At 70.7% G+C, this 20,701-nt stretch carries 23 protein-coding genes; 16 read left to right on the top strand and 7 right to left on the bottom strand.

Features of this window, described 5'->3' with window-relative positions:
* Positions 1 to 89 precede the first annotated feature (89 nt).
* From IE118_RS21575 to IE118_RS21560, 4 genes are read left to right on the top strand one after another with little or no spacing between them, the layout of a single operon-like run.
* The gene (locus IE118_RS21575) at positions 90 to 1,094 is read left to right on the top strand and encodes an ABC transporter permease (RefSeq protein WP_189559617.1); all 1,005 of its coding nucleotides are present in this window, start codon (positions 90 to 92) and stop codon (positions 1,092 to 1,094) included.
* Position 1,095: 1 nt separating this feature from the next.
* Positions 1,096 to 2,058 (top strand): ABC transporter permease, encoded by a 963-nt coding sequence (locus IE118_RS21570; protein WP_189559616.1) that lies wholly within the window; start codon positions 1,096 to 1,098, stop codon positions 2,056 to 2,058.
* Positions 2,059 to 2,064: 6 nt separating this feature from the next.
* Positions 2,065 to 3,063 carry an ABC transporter ATP-binding protein gene (locus IE118_RS21565; protein WP_189559615.1) on the top strand — a complete coding sequence of 333 codons (999 nt, stop codon included), beginning with the start codon at positions 2,065 to 2,067 and terminating at the stop codon, positions 3,061 to 3,063.
* Positions 3,060 to 4,310, top strand: coding sequence for an ABC transporter ATP-binding protein (locus tag IE118_RS21560; RefSeq protein WP_189559614.1), 1,251 nt, complete (start codon positions 3,060 to 3,062; stop codon positions 4,308 to 4,310). Before IE118_RS21565 ends, IE118_RS21560 begins: the two co-directional genes overlap by 4 nt.
* Before the next feature lie 180 nt (positions 4,311 to 4,490).
* Here IE118_RS21560 and IE118_RS21555 read toward each other — a convergent pair whose 3' ends face one another.
* Together IE118_RS21555 and IE118_RS21550 are read right to left on the bottom strand one after the other, a co-directional pair.
* Complete coding sequence (locus IE118_RS21555; protein ID WP_189559613.1) at positions 4,491 to 5,102, bottom strand: hypothetical protein; 612 nt, start codon at positions 5,100 to 5,102, stop codon at positions 4,491 to 4,493.
* Between the two features lie 208 nt (positions 5,103 to 5,310).
* Positions 5,311 to 5,754 carry a hypothetical protein gene (locus IE118_RS21550; RefSeq protein WP_189559612.1) on the bottom strand — a complete coding sequence of 148 codons (444 nt, stop codon included), beginning with the start codon at positions 5,752 to 5,754 and terminating at the stop codon, positions 5,311 to 5,313.
* 498 nt (positions 5,755 to 6,252) lie between these two features.
* Between IE118_RS21550 and IE118_RS21545 the strand changes: the two genes are divergently transcribed.
* The gene (locus IE118_RS21545) at positions 6,253 to 6,909 is read left to right on the top strand and encodes a trimeric intracellular cation channel family protein (RefSeq protein ID WP_189559611.1); all 657 of its coding nucleotides are present in this window, start codon (positions 6,253 to 6,255) and stop codon (positions 6,907 to 6,909) included.
* On the opposite strand, the gene IE118_RS21540 is transcribed toward IE118_RS21545, so the two are convergent.
* Positions 6,896 to 8,050 carry an alpha/beta hydrolase gene (locus IE118_RS21540; RefSeq protein WP_189559610.1) on the bottom strand — a complete coding sequence of 385 codons (1,155 nt, stop codon included), beginning with the start codon at positions 8,048 to 8,050 and terminating at the stop codon, positions 6,896 to 6,898. The genes IE118_RS21545 and IE118_RS21540 overlap by 14 nt on opposite strands.
* A gap of 98 nt (positions 8,051 to 8,148) precedes the next feature.
* Here IE118_RS21540 and IE118_RS21535 point away from each other — a divergent pair, with 98 nt between their 5' ends.
* A complete protein-coding gene (locus tag IE118_RS21535; protein ID WP_189559609.1) occupies positions 8,149 to 9,018 on the top strand; it encodes a thioesterase family protein in 870 nt (289 codons plus the stop codon).
* Positions 9,019 to 9,072: 54 nt separating this feature from the next.
* Here the strand turns inward: IE118_RS21535 and IE118_RS21530 are convergent, their stop codons facing one another.
* Complete coding sequence (locus tag IE118_RS21530; RefSeq protein ID WP_189559608.1) at positions 9,073 to 9,717, bottom strand: TetR family transcriptional regulator; 645 nt, start codon at positions 9,715 to 9,717, stop codon at positions 9,073 to 9,075.
* 112 nt (positions 9,718 to 9,829) lie between these two features.
* Here IE118_RS21530 and IE118_RS21525 point away from each other — a divergent pair, with 112 nt between their 5' ends.
* From IE118_RS21525 to IE118_RS21515, 3 genes are all read left to right on the top strand, one after another.
* Entirely contained in the window at positions 9,830 to 9,997 is a 168-nt protein-coding gene (locus IE118_RS21525; RefSeq protein ID WP_189559607.1) for a hypothetical protein, read from the top strand.
* A 64-nt stretch (positions 9,998 to 10,061) separates the two neighbouring features.
* A complete protein-coding gene (locus IE118_RS21520) occupies positions 10,062 to 10,328 on the top strand; it encodes a DUF4190 domain-containing protein (protein ID WP_189559606.1) in 267 nt (88 codons plus the stop codon).
* A gap of 69 nt (positions 10,329 to 10,397) precedes the next feature.
* Positions 10,398 to 11,567, top strand: a complete 1,170-nt coding sequence (locus tag IE118_RS21515) for a cysteine desulfurase family protein (RefSeq protein WP_189559605.1) — start codon at positions 10,398 to 10,400, stop codon at positions 11,565 to 11,567.
* Positions 11,568 to 11,628: 61 nt separating this feature from the next.
* Here the strand turns inward: IE118_RS21515 and IE118_RS21510 are convergent, their stop codons facing one another.
* On the bottom strand, positions 11,629 to 12,312 hold the full coding sequence (locus tag IE118_RS21510) for an N-acetylmuramoyl-L-alanine amidase (RefSeq protein WP_189559604.1): 684 nt from the start codon (positions 12,310 to 12,312) through the stop codon (positions 11,629 to 11,631).
* Between the two features lie 60 nt (positions 12,313 to 12,372).
* Between IE118_RS21510 and mnmA the strand changes: the two genes are divergently transcribed.
* Positions 12,373 to 13,509 carry a tRNA 2-thiouridine(34) synthase MnmA gene (gene mnmA / locus IE118_RS21505; protein ID WP_189559603.1) on the top strand — a complete coding sequence of 379 codons (1,137 nt, stop codon included), beginning with the start codon at positions 12,373 to 12,375 and terminating at the stop codon, positions 13,507 to 13,509.
* A gap of 106 nt (positions 13,510 to 13,615) precedes the next feature.
* A complete protein-coding gene (locus IE118_RS21500; protein WP_189559602.1) occupies positions 13,616 to 13,804 on the top strand; it encodes a hypothetical protein in 189 nt (62 codons plus the stop codon).
* Positions 13,805 to 13,934: 130 nt separating this feature from the next.
* On the opposite strand, the gene IE118_RS21495 is transcribed toward IE118_RS21500, so the two are convergent.
* A complete protein-coding gene (locus IE118_RS21495; protein ID WP_189559601.1) occupies positions 13,935 to 14,714 on the bottom strand; it encodes an alpha/beta fold hydrolase in 780 nt (259 codons plus the stop codon).
* A gap of 89 nt (positions 14,715 to 14,803) precedes the next feature.
* Entirely contained in the window at positions 14,804 to 15,127 is a 324-nt protein-coding gene (locus IE118_RS21490) for a DUF427 domain-containing protein (protein WP_189559600.1), read from the bottom strand.
* 73 nt (positions 15,128 to 15,200) lie between these two features.
* Between IE118_RS21490 and IE118_RS21485 the strand changes: the two genes are divergently transcribed.
* The 5 genes from IE118_RS21485 to ligA all read left to right on the top strand — a co-directional run bounded on the left by IE118_RS21485 (position 15,201) and on the right by ligA (position 20,617).
* A complete protein-coding gene (locus IE118_RS21485; RefSeq protein ID WP_189559599.1) occupies positions 15,201 to 16,004 on the top strand; it encodes a class I SAM-dependent methyltransferase in 804 nt (267 codons plus the stop codon).
* Entirely contained in the window at positions 16,001 to 16,540 is a 540-nt protein-coding gene (locus IE118_RS21480) for an LOG family protein (protein ID WP_189559598.1), read from the top strand. Before IE118_RS21485 ends, IE118_RS21480 begins: the two co-directional genes overlap by 4 nt.
* 18 nt (positions 16,541 to 16,558) lie before the next feature.
* The gene (locus tag IE118_RS21475) at positions 16,559 to 17,257 is read left to right on the top strand and encodes an SDR family oxidoreductase (RefSeq protein ID WP_189559597.1); all 699 of its coding nucleotides are present in this window, start codon (positions 16,559 to 16,561) and stop codon (positions 17,255 to 17,257) included.
* Positions 17,258 to 17,399: 142 nt separating this feature from the next.
* A complete protein-coding gene (locus IE118_RS21470; protein WP_189559596.1) occupies positions 17,400 to 18,407 on the top strand; it encodes a methionine synthase in 1,008 nt (335 codons plus the stop codon).
* A gap of 14 nt (positions 18,408 to 18,421) precedes the next feature.
* Entirely contained in the window at positions 18,422 to 20,617 is a 2,196-nt protein-coding gene (ligA, locus tag IE118_RS21465; RefSeq protein ID WP_189559595.1) for an NAD-dependent DNA ligase LigA, read from the top strand.
* Positions 20,618 to 20,701 lie beyond the last annotated feature (84 nt).

Below are 20,701 nucleotides of genomic sequence, written 5' to 3'. Positions count from 1 at the left end.
ACCAACGGGGGGTGTCCGCCCGGCCGTCGCAACTCGGCGGCCGGGCGGTTTCGTTCAGTAAGACATCACGCTAGAAAGGGGCATGCGGGGTGCTGCGTCTCGTCGTACGAAGACTGCTTCAGCTCATACCCACGCTGCTCGGCCTGTCGGTACTGCTCTTCCTGTGGCTCGACCGGCTGCCCGGTGGACCCGCCTCAGCGATCCTGGGGGAGAAGGCCACCGAGGCCGAAGTGGCGCGCATCAACCGTGCGCTCGGGCTGGACCAGCCCGTCTACGTTCAGTACTGGCGCTTCCTCAAGCGCATCTTCGAACTCGACCTGGGCACCTCCACCCAGACCGGACAGCCGGTGTGGGACGAGTTCGCTCTGAAATTCCCGGCGACCGTGGAACTCAGCATCGCCGCGATCCTCATCGCCGTGGTCATCGGCATACCGCTCGGCTACCTGGCGGCCAAGCGTCGCGGTGGGTGGATCGACGTCGCCTCGGTGTCCACGTCGCTGGTCGGGATCTGCATCCCGGTGTTCTTCCTGGCCATTCTGCTCAGGTCGGTCTTCTCCGTTCAGCTGGGCCTGTTCCCGGCGTCCGGCCGGCTCACCACCGGTATCAACGCGACCGAGGTCACCGGGTTCGCGGTCCTCGACGGTCTGTTGACCGGCGAGCTGGACGCGAGCTGGGACGCCATCTGGCATTTGATCCTGCCCGCTGTCGCGCTGGCCTCCATCCCCCTGGCCGTGATCGTCCGCATGACCAGGGCCAGTGTGCTGGAAGTCCTGGGTGAGGACTATGTGCGGACCGCCGAGTCCAAGGGACTCGAGAAGCGCGTGGTGCGCGGCCGTCACGTGCTGCGCAACGCACTGTTGCCGGTGATCACAGCCATCGGTCTGCTGACCGGCAGCCTTCTGTCTGGCGCGGTCCTCACCGAGTCCGTGTTCGACTTCGGTGGTATCGGCTCCTTCATCCGCACGGCCATCGACGGCCGTGATTACCCCGTGCTCGTCGGGTTCATTCTCTTCATCGCGATGGTCTACGTCTTCATCAACCTCCTGGTCGACATCGCGTACAGCATCATCGACCCGAGAGTGCGGGTGCACTGACGTGACGACTGTGACCAAGAAGGCCGACAAGATCGACCGGCTCGCGGAGCTGATGCAGACCACGGAGGTCACCAGCGGCGCCAGCCTGTGGCGTGAGGCAATGCGTCGGCTCCGGGCGAGCAAGATGGCCGCCATCGGCGCGGTGGTCATCGCCGCGTTCGTCGTCATCGCGCTCATCGGGCCGTGGATCGCGCCGTATGCACCCACGGCTCAGACCTGGCGCGGTGATGTGTTCCCCAACCGCGGTGAGTTCGTCGGCATGCGGAGCGGGAACTGGTTCGGCCTGGACCACCTGGGACGCGACGTCTTCAGCCGATGGCTCGTCGGTGCCCGTCAGACCCTGCTCGTCGGCGTCGTCTCGATGCTCATCGGTCTTGTCGTCGGTGCCCTCATCGGCGTCTGCTCCGGTGCTGCCGCGACGCTCGGCGGACGCGCGGGTCAGCGTGTCGACACGGTGATCATGCGCTTCACCGACATCATGCTGTCGCTTCCTTCGCTGCTGCTGGCGGTATCGGTCGCCGCCGTACTGGGACAGTCGCTGACCACCGTCATGATCGCCGTCGGTGTCGTGCAGATCCCGGTCTTCGCGCGCCTGCTGCGTGGGTCGATGCTGGTCCAGGGAGGTTCTGACTACGTCCTCGCGGCCAAGGCGCTCGGCCTCCGCAAGAGGCGGATCGTCCTCACCCAGATTCTGCCGAACTCCCTCAGCCCTGTCATCGTCCAGGCGACGCTGTCCCTGGCCACTGCGATCATCGAAGCCGCGGCCCTGTCCTACCTCGGCCTCGGCAACCCCGATCCCGCCATCCCGGAGTGGGGCGTCATGCTCGCCCAGGCGCAGCGGTTCTTCGACAACGAGCCGATGATGGCGGTCTACCCCGCAGTCGGGATCATCATCACCGCTCTCGGCTTTACCCTGCTCGGCGAGGCCATGCGCGAAGCGCTCGACCCGAAACTGCGAGGCTGAAATTTCATGGCACTACTCTCAGTTGACGAACTCAGCGTCACTTTCACTGCCAAGGGCCGCAAGGATTCGATCGCGGTCGACGGTGTCTCCTTCGACGTCGCCGAGGGTCAAGTCGTGGGTCTCGTCGGTGAGTCCGGTTGCGGCAAGTCCGTGACCTCGCTCGCCCTGATGGGACTCCTGCCCGCCAAGGGTGTCCGGATCGGCGGCCGGGCCGTCTTTGATGGCCAGGACCTGCTGACCATGTCTCCGCAGTACCGCAGGGACATACGCGGCAGTCAGCTCGCGATGATCTTCCAGGACCCGTTGTCGTCGCTGAACCCGGTCGTGCCGATCGGCGTCCAGATCACCGAGATCCTTGAGCGCCACCGTGGCATGAAGGGCGAGGCCGCCCGCAAGGAGGCCGCGCATCTGCTGGACCGGGTCGGCATCCCGGACCCCGCCCGGCGGCTCAAGGAGTTCCCGCACCAGCTGTCCGGCGGTATGCGCCAGCGGGCGCTCATCGCGATGGCTGTGGCCTGCGCGCCCCGGATGCTCATCGCGGATGAGCCGACCACCGCACTGGACGTCACCATTCAGGCCCAGATTCTGGAGCTGCTCAAGGAACTGGTCGACCAGGAGGGCACCGCCCTGCTGATGATCACCCACGATCTCGGCGTGGTGGCCGGTCTGTGTGACGAGGTCAATGTGCTGTACGCCGGCCGGGCGGTGGAATCCGCCGGGCGGCGGGACCTGTTCACCTACCCGACTCACCCGTACGCCCACGGGTTGCTCGGCTCCATCCCGCGGCTCGACGCGCCGCGAGGGGAACCGCTCCGCCCGATTCGCGGCTCCATCAACGACCGGATCGCCTGGGCGGACGGTTGTGCTTTCGCGCCGCGCTGTGACCGTTACACGATGGAGTGCCTGACCGGCACGCCCGAACTGACCGAACCCCGCGCCGCCGGACACCAAGTCCGGTGCGTCAATCCGGTCCTTCCCAAGTCCAAGGCGGAGGTCTCGGCATGAGCCTGCTCGAACTCGAGGACGTGAAGGTCCACTTCCCGGTCAAGAAGGGCGTGCTGTTCGACCGAACGGTCGGCCACGTCTACGCTGTCGACGGCGTGTCGCTCAAGGTCGAAGCCGGTCAGACGTACGGGCTCGTGGGTGAGTCCGGCTGCGGCAAGACCACGCTGGGCCGTGGCGTGCTGCGGCTGGTCGATATCACCGACGGTGAGGTCGTTTTCGACGGGACCGACCTCGCGAAGCTGCCGGCGGAGGAGATGCGCCGGTTCCGCCGGCGTCTCCAGATGGTCTTCCAGGATCCGCTGGGCAGTCTGAACCCGCGGCAGAACATCGAGTCGATTCTCAGCGAGGGCATGGCCGCGCACGGGATCGGGGCGAACCAGGAGGAACGACGGGAGAAGATCAAGGAGGTCCTCGCCAAGGTCGGCCTTCCCGTGAACGCGCTCTCCCGCTATCCGCACGAATTCTCCGGTGGGCAGCGTCAGCGCATCGGTATCGCGCGGGCACTGGTCCTGGAGCCCGACGTGATCATCTGCGACGAGCCGGTGTCGGCACTCGACGTGTCCGTGCAGGCGCAGGTGATCAATCTGCTGGAGGAACTGCAGAAGTCACTGGGGCTGACCTACCTCGTCATCGCCCACGACCTGGCGGTGGTGCGGCACATCTCCGACGTCATCGGGGTCATGTACCTCGGCTCCCTGGTGGAGGAGGCGTCCAGCGACGCTCTGTACGCCGACCCCAAGCACCCGTACACCAAGGCCCTCATGTCGGCGGTGCCCCTGCCCGACCCTGAGGCCGAGGACCGGCGCGAGCGCATCCTGCTCCAGGGCGACCTGCCGTCGCCCGCCAATCCACCGACGGGATGCAGGTTCCACACGCGTTGCCCGTGGGCCCAGCCGAAGTGCGGCATCGAACGTCCGGCTCTCGTCGACGCGGGTGACGGCCACAAGGTGGCCTGCCACTACGCCGCTGAGATAGCGTCCGGCGCGTTGCAGCAGACCCGGCCGACGGACATCGGGGCCGTCACGGAGACCGAAGAAGCGGTGACCGAGCAGCCTGCGAGCACCGCAGAGACTTCCGTCACCCTGCTGCCGGCCGATTCGACGACCAAGCCGGACCCCGAGACGGTGAAGGAAAAGGTGCCTTCGGCGACCGAGGCCCCGAGCGCCCCCACGGCCGACGCCGTGGTGAAGGATGCCGACACCGTGCAGCCAGGGGCCTCCGGCACGTCTTCGGACAAGACCGACTGACGGACTGCGGGACACGCTGGAGCGCCGGGCAGAGAGCCCGGCGCTCCACTTCTTTTCCGAGCCACAGTGTTCCGATGCTCACGCCTGCCTGTCGGCGTCTTCGGAGTCGTTCCGGTCGATCGAACGGGACGCGGCCCCGCGCTCAGCGCGGCCATCAGGGTTCCCGGGTGGTCTGCGCGATCACCGTGCGACTGTTTCTCTGGCCAACACGCTGTCCTTCGGACACCGTGTGGCTGCCGCGACCTTGGCCAGGGGTTCGATCGGATTGGCGCTCAGCGGTTTGAGGCAGTCGACAGTACCGAAAGAGTTGGAGCGGGTGTTCCAGGTCACTATGTGCCCGTTGATCGGCCGGTCCTGGCCCGTACAGGTCAGCGTAAAGGTGGCGTCTATCCGCTCGACGCCCTGGAAGTACACTGCCTGCGCTTTGTCTCCCGCGAATTCTGTGGTCATCGGCATTGCCTCGGATTTAGTACTCCGACCCACATTCGCGAGTGGCTTGTCGAGTTCGCGGCCCAGTGCCTTGAGGATCTCGTCCGGTGCGTTCACGTTCTGGTCGGTCTTGAGGGACGAGGACCACGGCCGGTACGGATCCCCGGCTATCTTCAATTCATCACCACGAGAGACGGTGCGTGCCTCGTCCAGGACAATCGGAATCCAACTGGATTCATGTTCCCATATGTAGGTCGCACCCTTGCACGCCTTCGGATCGTCAGTCGCAGTACTCTCCGATTCGGCACACCCGGAAGCTCCGGCAGCGAGCAGCAGAATCGCCGCGAATGTCTTTCTGATCATTAGCATACCGAATCCAGGTGTCTCGTGAGTTCGTTCCGATGCCGGATTCGTTCCGCTGAGGCTCCGGTGGGACTCTCCGTCACGGAGGGATCGGAATCGCCGGCGCGGACCCTGCGAGCCACTCGGGTGATGACCGCAGGCCTCGTCGCATCGCCGGGGGCGGGGTGCCGTCCGCGGAAGCCCCGCTCGGCACCCCGCCCCCGCGCTGTCACGTACGGCCGCTGCCGTTGGTGCAGGTCTTGCCGGTTCCGATGTACGTCGACAGCAGCGAGCTGACCTTCTCGCCCTCCGGGAAGGAGCCGTTGTAGGAGTGGTGGAGCCCGTATCCGGGGCCGAGGTTCCACTTGTACTTCCACGTGGAGCCGGCCATCTCCATCTCAACCCAGAACGGGCGGCCGTTCTCCCCCGCGTAGTTGTCGAAGTAGATGTGCTCGCCGTGCGCGATGAAGCGGGCCTCCGCGTACCCGTATCCGTTGGTGGAGGCGAGACGGAGGCGGACGTCCCTGCCGCCCGGGTCGTTCGGGCTGGCGCTGGACCCGCCCTCGCACTTCCACTTGGGAACAGGGGCGGCCTGGGCGGATCCTGCCAGAAGCAGTACGCCGGTAAGAGCGGCAGTCGCGCAGGCTGCTATGCGGGTCAGTGATGTGGTCACAGCTTCTCCTTGGTCATGGTTCGAAGCTCTGGGTCCATCCGTGAGTGTCACTCCGAAATACCCCGGATCGGATTTGCGGTGACGAACTCGCGGGTGCCCTGCCGGAAGTCTCTCTTCCCCCTCGGGGATGACACGATCATGTACCCGGGGGTCAACGCTGTACAGGGGTTTTTCTCTATCTGAGGAACATCTGAGGTTCAGATGGAAATGGAATGGCAGGCTCCTCCCGAAATTCCTGTGCCTACATGCGTCGAGTCAACCGTTTATGCGCTTCGCCGCGCCACAGGGTCTCCCGGGGGCCCGCCGCTGTACGGTTGCGGCGGAGGCCACCCCTCTCGCGAGAACACCACCGCCGCTGGGTCGAGCAGGCCGAACGGCTGCGTGGACGGGCGAGGTCGGAAGGTGGCAGGGCCCGGAGCTCGCTAGACACGGCTGGTTTGCGGCGGCCTTGACCTTGTATTGCAAGGCGGGGGGTGCTTGCTGAGTAAGAATGTACGGGTGCTGCAGCTACTGTTCAGTCCCTCCGTCCTGCATATGCTCGACCTGATGGGCATCTTCGTCTTCGCGATCTCCGGTGCCCTGCTGGCCGTGCGCAAGAACTTCGACGTCTTCGGCATCGCCGTACTCGCCGAGGTCACCGCGCTGGGCGGAGGTCTCTTCCGTGATCTGGTCATCGGCGCGGTACCGCCCGCCGCGTTCACGGACCTGGGCTACTTCGTCACCCCGCTGTTCGCCGCGGCCCTGGTGATCTTCCTGCACCCGCACGTGGAGCGCATCCAGGTCGCCGTCAACGTCTTCGACGCGGCCGGGCTCGGTCTCTTCTGCGTCGTTGGGACGACCAAGGCGTACGACTACGGGCTCGGCCTGACGGCCTCCGCCTGCCTGGGCCTGGCCACGGCGGTCGGCGGCGGTGTGCTGCGCGACGTGCTCGCCAACGAGGTGCCCTCGCTGCTGCGCTGGGACCGTGACCTGTACGCGGTGCCGGCCATCGTCGGCGCGACCATGGTCGCGCTGTGCATCCGCTACGACGTGCTGAACGCGATGACCAGCTCCGTCGCCGTCGTCACGGCCTTCGTGCTGCGGCTGCTGGCGATGCGCTACCACTGGCGGGCTCCCCGTGCGTGGCACCGCCGTTCGACGGTCAGGGAGGAGTAGGGGTCCCGTCCGCCGTGCGGTGCCCGCCCAGTTCCCCGGTCAGCCAGCGGAATGCGGGGACCACCTGCGGCCGCCACAGCGCCATGGTGTGTCCGCCGGCGCTCCGCGGCAGCTTCACCACCTGCACGCTCGTGGGCGTCCTCGCGGCCCGGCCGAGGGCCATCGCGTCCTCGTAGCCGTCCTTCTCCTGACCGGAGAGGTAGAGCGAGATCCGGGGCGGTGCCGCCGCCTCGCGCAGCATGCGCAGCGGGTCGTTCGCCGCGCGCAGGGCGGGGTCGCGTCCGGTGAGGGAGGCCCGTTCGACGGCCGGGTCGTTGTAGCCCGACAGGCTGACCGCCGCGCCGAAGCGGTCGGGGTGCGCGACGGCGAGCCGGGTCGCGCAGTGCCCCCCGGCCGAGTAGCCGGCGACCGACCACCCCCGCGGGGTGCTCCGCACCCGGAAGTTGTCGATCACCATGCGCGGTACGTCGATGCCGAGCCAGCTCTCCGCGTTCACCCGGCCGGGCAGGTTGGCGCAGCCCGTGTCCGCACCGGGGACCAGGGCGGTGCGCGGTGCCACCAGCACGAAGGGGGCGATCGTGCCGTCCCGCATCAGCGGCATCAGCTGCTCGTGCACGTCCAGCGTGCCGAACCAGGCCTTCGCCGAACCCGGATAGCCCTGCAGCAGCTCCACCACCGGGAACTCGTGGTCGGCCCAGGCGGGATCGTCGTACTGCGGCGGCAGCCAGACGTACACCTCGGCCTTCACCCCCGAGACCCGGCCCGTCATCCTGGTGACGCGGACCCCGCCCGCCGCCCGCATGCCCGGTCCGGCCGCGGGCCGGAACGTCTGGCGGACCTTGGGCAGCCGCTCCAGTACGACCCCGCCGGTGCCGTCGGCACCGAGGTCCGCGGCGTGCACCACGTGGTCGCCGGTGCCGAGCAGGTCGGACCAGCTGTCGTAGAGCTGGTTGGAGTTGTTGACCAGGGTGAACACCAGGGTGACCGCCGTGAGCTGGGCGAACAGCAGCATGGTCACCCGGGTGACGGCCCGCACGGCGCGGGGCCCGCGCACCCGGGTCCACAGCAGGAGCGGCAGTCCGAGGGCGACGACGGCCAGGACGGCCAGGGTGCAGAGGAACGGGGTCCCGGTGAGGCTCATGTCCGGATAGAGGGAGAAATCCGGCACCGGGTTCACACCGCCGACCGGTCCACGCCACAAAGCTACCGCTTAGTATCTTCTTCTTGTACTGTTCATCCATGCCAGAAGCAGCCCTCGCCCAGGCCACCGAGGCCACCCGGGCCACGATCGGTTCCAGTGAGTTCGACCGCGACACCGCGCTCACCCGGCGTGCCCCCGGCGTCTACGACATCGACCTCTCCGCCGGCTGGACGATCATCAGCGCCGTCAACGGCGGTTATCTGCTGGCCGTGCTGGGCCGCGCCCTCGCGGACGCCCTGCCGCACTCCGACCCCTTCACCGTCTCCGCGCACTACCTGACCGCCTCCCAGCCGGGCCCGGCGGTCGTCCGCACCGAGACCGTGCGCACCGGGCGGACCCTGTCGACCGGGCAGGCGTCCCTGTTCCAGTTCGACGAGCAGGGCCACGAGGTGGAGCGCATCCGCGTCCTCGCCTCCTACGGCGACCTGGATACCCTCCCCGACGACGTCCGCACGACGGCCGAGCCGCCCGCGATACCGCCGATGGAGCAGTGCTTCGGCCCCGAGGACGGCCCCGCCCCCGTCGACGGCAGCTCCGCCATCACCGACCGTCTGATGCTCAAGCTCGACCCGTCGACCCTGGGCTGGGCGCTCGGACAGCCCTCCGGCAAGGGGGAGATGCGCGCCTGGTTCGGCCTCGCCGACGGCCGGGACCCCGACCCGCTCGCCCTGCTGCTCGCGGTGGACGCCCTGCCGCCGACCGCCTTCGAGATGGGCCTGACCGGCTGGGTCCCCACGGTCGAGCTCACCGTCCACGTCCGCTGCCGCCCCGCCCCGGGCCCCCTGCGCGTCGCCGTCACCACCCGCAACCTCGCCGGCGGCTTCCTGGAGGAGGACGCCGAGGTCTGGGACACCGACGACCGTCTGGTCGCCCAGTCCCGCCAGCTGGCCAGGGTCCGCCTGACCTGAGCGGCCGCGCCCCGTCCCGGGGGCGGGAAGGGGCGGCGTGGGCGAACGACCGGCTCACCCGTCCCCGCCCGCCCGGTCCAGCCAGTGCGCCCGCCCGACACTGATCAGCCGCAACTGCCGCGCCGCCGAGCCGGCCACCCGCTCCCGTTCCCCCGCTCCGCCCCCCGTCGCGTCCAGCAGCAGCGACGCGGTCATCAGCATCTGGTCCACGTACAGCTGCGCCAGCATCAGCAGGTCCTCCTCCCCCCACCCCGCGGACTCCGGGTCCGAGCCGAGCGCCTCCCCGACCTCCGCGGTGAACAGTTCCAGCTGACCGCGTATCGCCTCCCGGACCACCCGCACCCCGCCGTGCCGCTCCCGGGCGACGAACCGGACGTGCGCCGGATGCGCGTCCACGTGACCGGCGATCAGCTCGACGGCCCGCGCGATGCGCTCCTCCCCGTCACCGGTCGTGGACACGATGGTCCGGATCATCGGGTGGAGGCTGCCCAGTGCCTCCTCGACCAGGGCCACCCCCAGGTCCTCCACCGAGCGGAAGTGCCGGTAGAAGGCGGTCGGGGCGATGCCCACGGCCCGGGTGACCTCGCGCAGGCCGAGGCTGCTCAGGCTCTGCCCCTCCAGCAGTTCCAGCGCCGCGTCGAGCAGTGCCTGCCGGGTTTTCTGTTTCTGGGCCTGCCGGACGCCGGAGATGTGACTCATACCATGCAGTTAACAACTGTTCTCTGGAATGGGGAAGTGAGGAGCCGGGCTAGGCTGGGAACTCAGTGAACAACTGTACCTACAAACGTTCACCGACCTGGGGGATCCACTCATGCTGTTCCTCGTCGCCGCGCTCCTGCTGCTGGGCGTCGCCCTGGGCACCGTGGCCCACGCACCGCTCACCTTCTCCGTCGCCGCCGGTGCCGTCATCGCCGTCTGGCTGGGCGTCTTCGCCCTGCGCGAGCGCCACGGCCGCCGGCGCGGCACCCCGGCGCGCTGACCCTCCCCGAGGACCGACCGACCCCGACCGTCCGACCACCCCGACCGTTTGGGAGCCGATCACCATGCACCTGACCGCACCGGCCCGCCGCCGCACCGGAATCCACGACACCGACGGGATGGCCGTCGCGTCCTTCGTCCTGGGCCTGCTCGGCCTGCTCGTCCTCAACGTCTTCCTCGGCCCGACCGCCATCGTGCTGGCGGCCCTCGCCCTGCGGAGGGGCACGGCCCGGCGTGGCCGCGCCCTCCTCGGCCTCGGGCTCGGCGTCGCCGACCTCCTCGTCCTCGTGGCGTTCATGCAGGCGGACGGCACGATGTCCTGGAGCTTCTGAGCCGGCGCCGCGATCCGGCCGACGGCGCCCCGGGCCCGGTGCGCGCGGCCCCGTAGAATCGGCCCCACCATGGCTTACCTCGACCACGCCGCGACCACCCCGATGCTTCCCGAGGCAGTCGAGGCACTCGCCGCGCACCTGGGCGTCACCGGCAACGCCTCCTCCCTCCACGCGGCCGGACGCCGGGCCCGGCGCACCGTCGAGGAGGCCCGCGAGACCCTCGCCGAAGCGCTCGGCGCACGCCCCAGCGAGATCGTGCTCACCTCCGGCGGTACGGAGGCCGACAACCTCGCCGTGAAGGGCCTGTACTGGTCCCGCCGCGACGCCGACCCCGCCCGCACCCGGGTCCTGGCCAGCCCCGTCGAGCACCACGCCGTACTCGACGCCGTCCACTGGCTCGGCGAGCACGAGGGCGCCACCGTCGAGTACCTGCCGGTCGACCCCCACGGCCGGGTCCACCCGGACACCCTGCGCCGGGCCATCGCCCGCAACCCCGACGACGTCGCCCTCGCCACCGTCATGTGGGCCAACAACGAGATCGGGACCGTCCTGCCGGTCCGCGAACTCGCCGAGGTCGCCTCCGAGTTCGGGGTGCCCCTGCACTCCGACGCGGTCCAGGCCCTCGGGCAGGTCCCGGTCGACTTCGCCGCCTCCGGGCTCGCCGCGATGACCGTCTCCGGCCACAAGATCGGCGGCCCTTACGGCATCGGCGCGCTGGTCCTGGGCCGTGAGCACACCCCCGTGCCCGTCCTGCACGGCGGCGGCCAGGAGCGCCATGTGCGCTCCGGCACCCTCGACGTGCCCGCCGTCGCCTCCTTCGCGGTCGCCGGACGCCTCGCCGCCGAGCAGCGGGAGTGGTTCGCCCGCGAGATCGGGCGGCTGCGGGACGACCTGGTCGCCGCGGTCCGCGAGGCCGTCCCCGACGCCGTCCTCGGCGGCGACCCCGACCCGGCGGGCCGCCTGCCGGCCAACGCCCACTTCACCTTCCCCGGGTGCGAGGGGGACTCGCTGCTGCTCCTGCTCGACGCCCAGGGCATCGAGTGCTCGACCGGTTCGGCGTGCACCGCCGGGGTGGCCCAGCCCAGCCACGTCCTGCTGGCCACCGGGGTGGACCCCGACCTGGCCCGCGGGACGCTGCGCTTCTCCCTGGGGCACACCTCGACGGAGGCCGACGTGGAGGCGCTGGCGAAGGCGATCGGGCCGGCGGTGGAGAGGGCCCGGGCGGCCGGACTGACGTGAAGGGCGTTACCGTCCCCGTCCCTTCCCGTCCCCTGGGGCCTCGCCCCCGCGCCCCTCGTCCCTACGGGAGTGCTTTGGTGTCCGGTGCCGCCGTGCGGGCCGCGCGGACGAGCTTGAGGTAGCGGTTCCAGTCCCAGTGCGGCCCCGGGTCGGTGTGGTCGGTGCCGGGCACCTCGACGTGGCCGAGGATGTGCTCCCGGTCCACGGGGATGTCGTAGCGGGCGCATATGCGGGCCGTGAGCCGCGCCGACGCCTCGTACATCTCGTCCGTGAGGTCCCCGGGACGGTCCACGAAACCCTCGTGCTCGATGCCGATGCTGCGCTCGTTGTAGTCGCGGTTGCCCGCGTGGTACGCCACGTCCAGCTCGCGGATCATCTGCGTGATGCGGCCGTCCTGGCCCACGATGTAGTGCGTCGACGCCTTGTGACCCGGGTCCTGGAACGCCCGCACCGCGCTGTCGAAGCTGCCCTGGGTGACATGGACGATCACCATGTCGACGCCGTAGTCGTCCGGCCGGTCCGCCCGCCGCCAGTTCGCCTCCGAGGCCGCCACCCAGCGGGCGCCCGCGAAGTCCACGGCACCCGGCTCGCGCGGCTTCTCGACGCCGGGCACCCGCCACCACAGCCGCGCCAGCTCGTCACGGGCCAGCACCGCCGTGCCCGCCGCGGCCGCCGCTCCGCCCACGATCAGGGCCCGCCGTCCGATGCGCCGGTCCGTGTCCTCGGAAGCCTTGTTCTCCCCCATGTGATCGTGAACGGATACCCGGCCGCCCTGGTTCCCGCACCCCCGTACCCTTGAAGGGCTATGACTGACATCCCGCAGCGCACCCGCCCCCTCCGCGTCCTGGCCGCCATGTCCGGCGGAGTCGACTCCGCCGTCGCCGCCGCCCGCGCGGCCGAAGCGGGCCACGACGTGACCGGAGTCCACCTCGCGCTCTCCGCGAACCCGCAGTCGTTCCGTACCGGCGCGCGGGGCTGTTGCACCATCGAGGACTCGCGTGACGCCCGCCGCGCCGCCGACGTCATCGGTATCCCGTTCTACGTGTGGGACCTCGCCGACCGCTTCCGCGAGGACGTCGTCGAGGACTTCGTCGCCGAGTACGAGGCCGGCCGCACCCCCAACCCGTGCCTGCGCTGCAACGAGAAGATCAAGTTCGCCGCGCTGCTCGACAAGGCGCTCGCGCTCGGCTTCGACGCCGTGTGCACCGGCCACTACGCCCAGGTGATCCTGCGCGAGGACGGCACGCGCGAGCTGCACCGCGCCTCCGACATGGCCAAGGACCAGAGCTACGTGCTCGGCGTGCTCGACGACCGCCAGCTCGCCCACGCCATGTTCCCCCTCGGTGACACGGTCACCACCAAGGAGGAGATCCGCGCGGAGGCCGAGCGGCGCGGACTCGCCGTCGCCAAGAAGCCCGACTCGCACGACATCTGCTTCATCGCCGACGGCGACACCCAGGGCTTCCTCGCGAACCGCCTCGGCAGGGCCGAGGGCGACATCGTCGACGAGTCCGGCGCCAAGGTCGGCACCCACGAGGGCGCGTACGGCTTCACCATCGGCCAGCGCAAGGGCCTGCGCATCGGCACCCCCGCCCCCGACGGCAAGCCCCGCTACGTCCTGGACATCTCCCCGGTCGACAACACCGTCACGGTCGGCCCCGCGGCGGCCCTCGACGTCACCGCCCTCTCCGCCGTCAAGCCCCGCTGGTGCGGAGCCGCCCCCACCGGACCCGGCACCTACACCGCCCAGCTGCGCGCCCACGGCGGCGAGACCGAGGTGTCGGCGGAGCTCGTCGACGGCACCCTGGAGGTGACCTTCACCGAGCCGGTCCGCGGGGTGGCCCCCGGCCAGGCGATCGTGCTGTACGACGGCACCCGCGTGGTCGGCTCGGCGACCATCGCGTCCACGGTGCGGGCCAGGGAAGCGACCCCGGCGGTCTGAGGCACGGCCGGGAGGCCCGGGCGGCCCCCGGCGGAGACGGCGACACCCTGCCGCCGGGCCCGGCGCGGGGCACCTCGGCCCCGGACGACGATCCCACGCCCGCGACGTGCTGGTCGTGGCCGGCGGCACCGGCTGGGCCACGGCCAGGGCGCTGCCCGAGGACCGGGCCCGGCGCCGCTTCCCGGGCCGTTCGGCGCATCTGTTCCTCGGCGCCCGCACCGGCGGCGCCGTGGACGACGAGCCGGCGCCCACCCGCCCGGAGAGCCGCAGCCCCGGCTCCGGGTGGCCCGGGTGACCGAGGACGGCTCCGGCCGGTGCGAGCACGGGTCCGCCGGCGCGGCCGTCGCCCGGTACGGCGACTTCACCGGGCACGCCGCCCACGTCGGCGGCCCGCCCCCGTGGTCATCGCGGTTCCCCGGCCCGCCTCACCCCTTGAAGAAGTCCGCCAGCACCGGAGCCAGGACATCCGGTTCCACCATGTGGGTCTGTCCCCCCAGGGCACGGTACGTGCCCCGGGGGACCGACTCCGCGATCGCCCGCGCGGCCTCGCGCATCCACGCCGGGCTCGCCTCGCCCGCGATCGACAGCACCGGCACCCCGATTTCCGACAGCAGCTCCCGCGGCACATCCCCGTCGCCCATCACGGCGTCGTCGTAGGCCAGGCTCGGGGCCATCGACTCCATCGCGGCCCACATCGGGGACTGCCGGGCACCCTCGATGACCGCCTCACCGAGCCCGGTCAGCCGCAGGAAGAGCTCCACCGCTTCCCCGCGCCGTCCCTCCGCGAGCGCCGCCGTCAACTCCTCCGTGTACCGGGCGCGTTCCGCCAGGTCCTCCGCCGACATCGCGAACGGCGTCTCGTACACGGCGACATGGCGCAACGGCAGCCCGCTCGCCGCCGCCCGGAGCGCCAGTGCGCCCCCCGAGGACACGCCGTACAGCGCCGCCTCGCCGCCCACCGCGTCGATCAGCGCCGCCAGGTCCTCGACCTCGCGCTCCACCGCGTACGGCGCCGTGTCACCGCTCGCGCCCCGGCCCCGGCGGTCGTAGACGACCACCCGGAACCGCTCCGACAGGGGAGCCGCCAGCGGCGCCAGCGTCGCCCCCGTCGACATCGCACCGCTGACGAGGACGATCGGGGTCCCCCGCCCGGCGCTCTCGTAGGCCAGCAGGGTGCCGTCGCGCGAAGAGATGTTCTTGTCCATGTCTCGACAGACTGCCGCACGGCGCGAAGTTCGTCGGGGAGGCGGGCGGCGCGTCCGCCGAGCACAACCCGTCTACGCGACCGGCGCCGTCAGCCGGCCTCCACCTCGTAGAAGCACAGGTGGTCCCTGATCTCCGCGACGTCCGCCTTCGGCTCCGGATACGCCCAGACCAGGTCGGGCGCGTCCGGCAGCGACCAGTAGGAGGCAGTGCCCTTGAACGGGCAGTACGTGTGCGTCCCGGACGGCGTCAGCAGATCCAGCCGCACGTCCTCGGGCGGGATGTAGTACCGCGCGGGGCAGCCCGTCTCGTGCAGCACCAGCGCCCGGTCGCTCTCCGCCAGCACCTGCCCGTCGCGCACCACGCGCACGTGCCGGTCACTGGGCTCGACGGTGATGCGGTGTCCTCTGGTCACGATCGCTCCTCACGAGTAGCCGACTCGGTGATGACAGCGCACGCTGAAGCGGAGTTCTTCCCGAGGAGGTCCCATGGGAGCCACGAACACCGGCAGCAACCGGGGAACTCTCGCCCACCGGGCCCGGTACGCCCTGGGCCACCCGCGCCGCGTCCCCGCCCACGCGCGGCGCGCCCTGCGGGACGCCTGGCTGCGGCTGCTCCACCGCGACCACATCGCGTACTACCGCGCGGTGATGGCCTCCGACGCCGCCCGCAGCGCCGAGGCCGCCGTCGGGCACAACCCCTCGCGCGAGCAGTGGGCGCGCATCGGCCGGATGCAGTTCGACTACCTGGTCCGGCACGGTCTGCGACCCCACCACCGGATGCTGGACATCGGCTGCGGCAACCTCCGCGCGGGCCGCCTGTTCATCGACCACCTGGAGCCGGGCAACTACTACGGCATCGACATCTCGCCGCACATCCTGCTCGCCGCCCAGGACACCCTCGTCCGGGAAGGTCTCCAGGCCAAGCTGCCCCACCTGAGCCTGGCGAACGACCTCACCCTCGCCTTCCTGCCCGACGGCCACTTCGACGTCGTGCACGCGCACAGCGTCTTCTCGCACTCGCCCCGGCACGTCATCGAGGAGTGTTTCGCGCACGTCGGCCGGGTGCTGGCGCCCGGCGGCTTCTTCGACTTCACCTTCGACCGCACCGAGGGCGAGGAGCACCAGGTGCTGCACGAGGACTTCTACTACCGGACCGAGACGCTGGTGGAGCTCGCCGCCGCACACGGCCTCACGGCGCGGTTCATGGACGACTGGGAGGAGCTGCCGCACCGGCAGTCGAAAATACGGCTGACCACGATGTCCGACCGGGCCCGTACCGTGGGGCCGTGAACATCTGCGTCTTCCTCTCCGCCGCCGACCTCGACGACCGCTACACCGGACCCGCGCGGGACTTCGCGCGGCTGCTCGGCAAGGGCGGGCACACCCTGGTCTGGGGCGGTTCCGACACCGGACTCATGAAGGTCGTCGCCGACGGGGTGCACGAAGCGGGCGGCCGGCTGTGCGGCGTCTCCGTGGAGTTCCTCGCGGCGAAGGCACGCGACGGCGTCGACGAGATGGTGATCGCCAAGGACCTCGCCGAGCGCAAGCGGCTGCTGCTGGAGAAGGCCGACGCGGTCGTCGTCATGGTCGGCGGCACCGGCACCCTCGACGAGGCGACCGAGATCCTGGAACTGAAGAAGCACGGGCACACCGAGAAGCCGGTGGTGCTGCTGAACACCGCGGGGTTCTACGACGGGCTCAGGGAACAGTTCCGCCGCATGGAGGACGAGGGCTTCCTGCCCCGCCCGCTCACCGACCTGGTGTTCTTCGCCGAGGAGCCGGTGGGCGCGCTCGCGTACCTGGAGGAAAGCCTGGGCGTGGAGTGAGCGCCCGGTGATGCGAGCATGGCGGGCATGGCTACACATGTGATCACCGGAGCGGGCTCCGGCATCGGCGCGGCCGTCGCCCGCCGTCTGCACGCGCGCGGGGACGACCTCGTACTGCACGCGCGGGACGCGGGCCGGGCGAAGGAGCTGGCGGCCGGGTTCCCCGGTGCCCGCACCCTCGTCGGCGACCTCGCCGACCCGGACCGGCTCAGCTGGGCCTTCTCCCACCAGTCCCTCCCCGACCGGGTGGACTCCCTCCTGCACATCGCCGGCGTGGTCGACCTCGGCCCGGTCGGCGAACTGACGCCGAAGACCTGGCGCCACCAGCTCAACGTCAACCTCCTGGCGCCCGCCGAACTGACCCGGCACCTCCTGCCCCAGCTCCGCGCGAGCCGCGGCCACGTGCTCTTCGTCAACTCCGGCGCCGGCCTGAGCGCCCACGCCGACTGGTCCGCGTACGCGGCCTCCAAGCACGGACTGAAGGCCCTCGCCGACTCCCTGCGTCACGAGGAGCACGGCAACGGGGTACGGGTCACCTCCGTCTACCCCGGCCGCACGGCGAGCCCCATGCAGGCCAAGGTCCACCAGCAGGAGGGCAAGGACTACGACCCCGGCAGGTGGATCGACCCCGAGTCCGTCGCCACGACGATCCTGACGGCCCTGGACCTCCCGAGGGACGCGGAGATCAACGACCTCACCGTCCGACCGGGACGGTGACCGGCGGCCCGTCCGGCGTTCGAGGACGAGGCCCGTCCAGGCCCGACAGGACGGTGCGGGGGCGCGGCCCCCGGGACGGGACCGGGGAAGGGGCGGCGGGGGCGGAAACCCCCCGGGGCGCGGCCGACCGTACGCTTCTCGCGTGAGCGAAAACAGCCAGCCCCCCTTCGGCCCCGCCACCGGCGTCGGCTCCCTCCCGGGCGGCGACGCCCGAGAAGCCGCGAAAACGGTCACCGGCAGCTTCGAGGACTTCCCCCACCTCCCCGAACTCCCCGCCCGCGGCCCCGGCGCCGACATGATCGGCCGCACCGCCGGCCTGCTGGTGGAGCTGTACGCCCGGGTCGAACCGAGCGGCTGGCGCATCGGCGACCACCCCGGCCGCGACACCAGGCGCGCCCGCTCCTGGCTCCGCGAGGACCTCGACGCACTGGAGGAGTTCACCCAGGACTACCGGGGCCCGCTCAAAGTCCAGGCCGTCGGCCCCTGGACCCTCGCCGCCGCCCTGGAGCTGAGGAACGGCGAGTCCGTCCTCTCCGACCCCGGCGCCTGCCGTGACCTCGCCGCCTCCCTCACCGAGGGGCTCCGCCTGCACCTCGCCGAACTGCGGCGGCGCATCCCCGGAGCCCGCCCCGTCCTCCAGCTCGACGAGCCCTCCCTCACCGCCGTCCTGCGCGGGCAGGTGCGTACCGCGAGCGGCTACCGCACCCACCGCGCGGTGGACCGGCAGGTCGTCGAGGCGACCCTGCGCGACGTCATCGGGGTTCAGGACGGCGGGCCCGTCGTGGTCCACTCGTGCGCACCGGACGTCCCGTTCGCCCTGCTGCGCCGGGCGGGCGCGGCGGCGGTCTCCTTCGACTTCTCCCTCCTCACCGAGCGTGACGACGAGGTGATCGGGGAAGCGGTGGAGGGCGGGACCCGGCTGTTCGCCGGTGTCGTCCCGGGCACGGGCGGTCCGTTGTCGGACCCGGGCGGTAGCGTCATGGGTGTCAGGACGCTCTGGCGCAGGCTGGGGCTGCGGCCGGGACTCCTCCCGGAGGCGGTCACGATCACACCGTCGTGCGGACTCGCGGGGGCTTCCCCCGAGGACGCGCGCAAGGCCTACGCCCACTGCGTCCGGGCGGCGAGATCCCTCGCGGACAACCCAGAGTGACGGGAGGACACACGGTGGCCGGCGACAAGCAAGCGGAGACGACGAGCGTGCCCGCCGAGGCGCGGGAGCAGCACGCCAGGCTCGCCGAGCAGATCGAGGAGCACCGCTTCCGGTACTACGTGAACGACGCCCCCGTCATCAGCGACGCCGACTTCGACACGCTGCTGCGCGAGCTGGAGGCGCTGGAGGAGCGGCACCCGGAGCTGCGCACCCCGGACTCGCCGACACAGAAGGTCGCCGGGGCGTACGAGACGGAGTTCACCTCCGTACAGCACGTCTCGCGCATGCTCTCCCTCGACAACACCTTCAACGACGACGACCTCGCCGCCTGGGCGGAGCGCATCCACAAGGAGCTCGGCGAGCAGAAGTTCCACTTCCTGTGCGAGCTGAAGGTCGACGGCCTCGCCGTCAACCTCACCTACGAGCGGGGCCGGCTCGTCCGCGCGGCGACCCGCGGCGACGGCCGCACCGGCGAGGACATCACCCCCAACGTCCGCACCATCGCGGAGATCCCGGACCGGCTGACCGGCGACGAGGTGCCCGACCTGGTGGAGATCCGGGGCGAGGTCTACTTCCCGATGGAGAAGTTCCAGGAGCTCAACGCGCGGCTGAACGCGGCCGGTGACAAACCCTTCGCCAACCCGCGCAACGCTGCGGCCGGTTCCCTGCGGCAGAAGGACCCGCGGGTCACCGCCACCCGGCCGCTGCACATGGTGGTCCACGGCATCGGCGTCCTGGAGGGGTACCGGGGCATGACCCGCCTCTCCCAGGGCTACGACCTGCTCAAGACCTGGGGCCTGCCCACCTCCGGGCACAACAGGGTCGTCGACGACCTCGCCGGCGTGCGGGAGTTCATCGCTCACTACGGCGAGAACCGGCACTCCGTGGCCCACGAGATCGACGGCGTCGTCGTCAAGCTCGACGAGATCCCGCTCCAGGGCCGCCTCGGCACCACCTCGCGCGCCCCCCGCTGGGCGATCGCCTACAAGTACGCGCCCGAGGAGGTCAACACCAAGCTCGTCAACATCCGCGTGGGCGTGGGCCGTACGGGCAGGGTCACCCCGTACGCGCAGGTCGAGCCGGTCACGGTGGCCGGGTCCGAGGTCGAGTTCGCCACGCTGCACAACCAGGACGTGGTCAAGGCCAAGGGCGTCCTCATCGGTGACACGGTGGTGCTCCGCAAGGCCGGTGACGTCATCCCTGAGATCCTCGGCCCGGTCGCCGACCTGCGGGACGGCAGCGAGCGGGAGTTCGTGATGCCCGCCGAGTGCCCGGAGTGCGGCACGCCGCTCAGGCCGATGAAGGAGGGCGACATCGACCTGCGCTGCCCCAACGCCCGCGCCTGTCCCGCCCAGTTGCGGGAGCGGTTGTTCTACCTCGCCGGGCGCAAGGCGCTGGACATCGAGCACTTCGGCTACGTCGCCGCGGCGGCGCTCACCCGGCCGCTGGAGCCGGCGGACCCGCCGCTGAAGGACGAGGGTGACCTCTTCGACCTCACCGTCGAACAGCTGCTGCCCATCAAGGCCTACGTCCTCGACCAGGACAGCGGACTGCCCAAGCGGGACCCGAAGACCGGCGAGGAGAAGATCGCCACCGTCTTCGCCAACCAGGAGGGCGAGCCGAAGAAGAACGCGGTCGCGATGCTGGCGAACATCGCGGCGGCCAAGGAGCGTCCGCTGGCCCGCGTGCTGACCAGCCTGTCGATCCGTCACGTCGGGCCGGTCGCGGCGGAGGCTCTGGCCCGTGAGTTCCGCTCCGTCGACCGCATCGAGCAGGCCACCGAGGAGGAGCTGGCGGGCACCGAAGGCGTCGGCCCGACCATCGCCGCCTCCCTCAAGCAGTGGTTCGCCGAGGACTGGCACCGGGAGATCATCCGCAAGTGGAAGGCGGCCGGTGTCCGCATGGAGGAGGAGGGGGCCGGCGAGGACGAAGGGCCGCGTCCGCTGCAAGGGCTCACCGTCGTCGTGACCGGCACCCTGGAGCGGTTCACCCGGGATGGCGCGAAAGAGGCACTGCAGAGCCAGGGCGCGAAGGTGACCGGATCCGTGTCCAAGAAGACGTCGTTCGTCGTGGTCGGTGACAATCCCGGGTCAAAGTATGACAAGGCGATGCAGCTCAAGGTGCCGGTGCTGAACGAGGAGGGTTTCACCGTCCTTCTGGAGCAGGGGCCCGAGGCCGCGGCCGACGTCGCCCTTTCGGCCGAGGAGTAGCGGTTGAAGGCCACCCGATCGGCGCATACCAGATGCATACGGGTGGCTGGGGCGCATTCGGGCAACCGTCGGCGACCGGTGCCC

It is taken from the genome of Streptomyces pilosus (assembly GCF_014649835.1).
GTDB lineage: Bacteria > Actinomycetota > Actinomycetes > Streptomycetales > Streptomycetaceae > Streptomyces > Streptomyces pilosus.
Note: the sequence above shows the minus strand (reverse complement) of the source record. Positions and strands in the feature narration are given on the sequence as shown.

Bases quoted from the DNA above. Each gene is read 5' to 3' on its own strand.
- IE118_RS21510 (WP_189559604.1), bottom strand. From the start codon at position 12,312: ATGGGGGAGAACAAGGCTTCCGAGGACACGGACCGGCGCATCGGACGG.
- IE118_RS21565 (WP_189559615.1), top strand. From the start codon at position 2,065: ATGGCACTACTCTCAGTTGACGAACTCAGCGTCACTTTCACTGCCAAG.
- IE118_RS21485 (WP_189559599.1), top strand. From the start codon at position 15,201: ATGGGAGCCACGAACACCGGCAGCAACCGGGGAACTCTCGCCCACCGG.
- IE118_RS21560 (WP_189559614.1), top strand. From the start codon at position 3,060: ATGAGCCTGCTCGAACTCGAGGACGTGAAGGTCCACTTCCCGGTCAAG.
- IE118_RS21515 (WP_189559605.1), top strand. From the start codon at position 10,398: ATGGCTTACCTCGACCACGCCGCGACCACCCCGATGCTTCCCGAGGCA.
- IE118_RS21555 (WP_189559613.1), bottom strand. From the start codon at position 5,102: ATGATCAGAAAGACATTCGCGGCGATTCTGCTGCTCGCTGCCGGAGCT.
- IE118_RS21520 (WP_189559606.1), top strand. From the start codon at position 10,062: ATGCACCTGACCGCACCGGCCCGCCGCCGCACCGGAATCCACGACACC.
- IE118_RS21475 (WP_189559597.1), top strand. From the start codon at position 16,559: ATGGCGGGCATGGCTACACATGTGATCACCGGAGCGGGCTCCGGCATC.
- IE118_RS21525 (WP_189559607.1), top strand. From the start codon at position 9,830: ATGCTGTTCCTCGTCGCCGCGCTCCTGCTGCTGGGCGTCGCCCTGGGC.
- IE118_RS21540 (WP_189559610.1), bottom strand. From the start codon at position 8,050: ATGAGCCTCACCGGGACCCCGTTCCTCTGCACCCTGGCCGTCCTGGCC.
- IE118_RS21495 (WP_189559601.1), bottom strand. From the start codon at position 14,714: ATGGACAAGAACATCTCTTCGCGCGACGGCACCCTGCTGGCCTACGAG.
- IE118_RS21530 (WP_189559608.1), bottom strand. From the start codon at position 9,717: ATGAGTCACATCTCCGGCGTCCGGCAGGCCCAGAAACAGAAAACCCGG.
- IE118_RS21535 (WP_189559609.1), top strand. From the start codon at position 8,149: ATGCCAGAAGCAGCCCTCGCCCAGGCCACCGAGGCCACCCGGGCCACG.
- mnmA (WP_189559603.1), top strand. From the start codon at position 12,373: ATGACTGACATCCCGCAGCGCACCCGCCCCCTCCGCGTCCTGGCCGCC.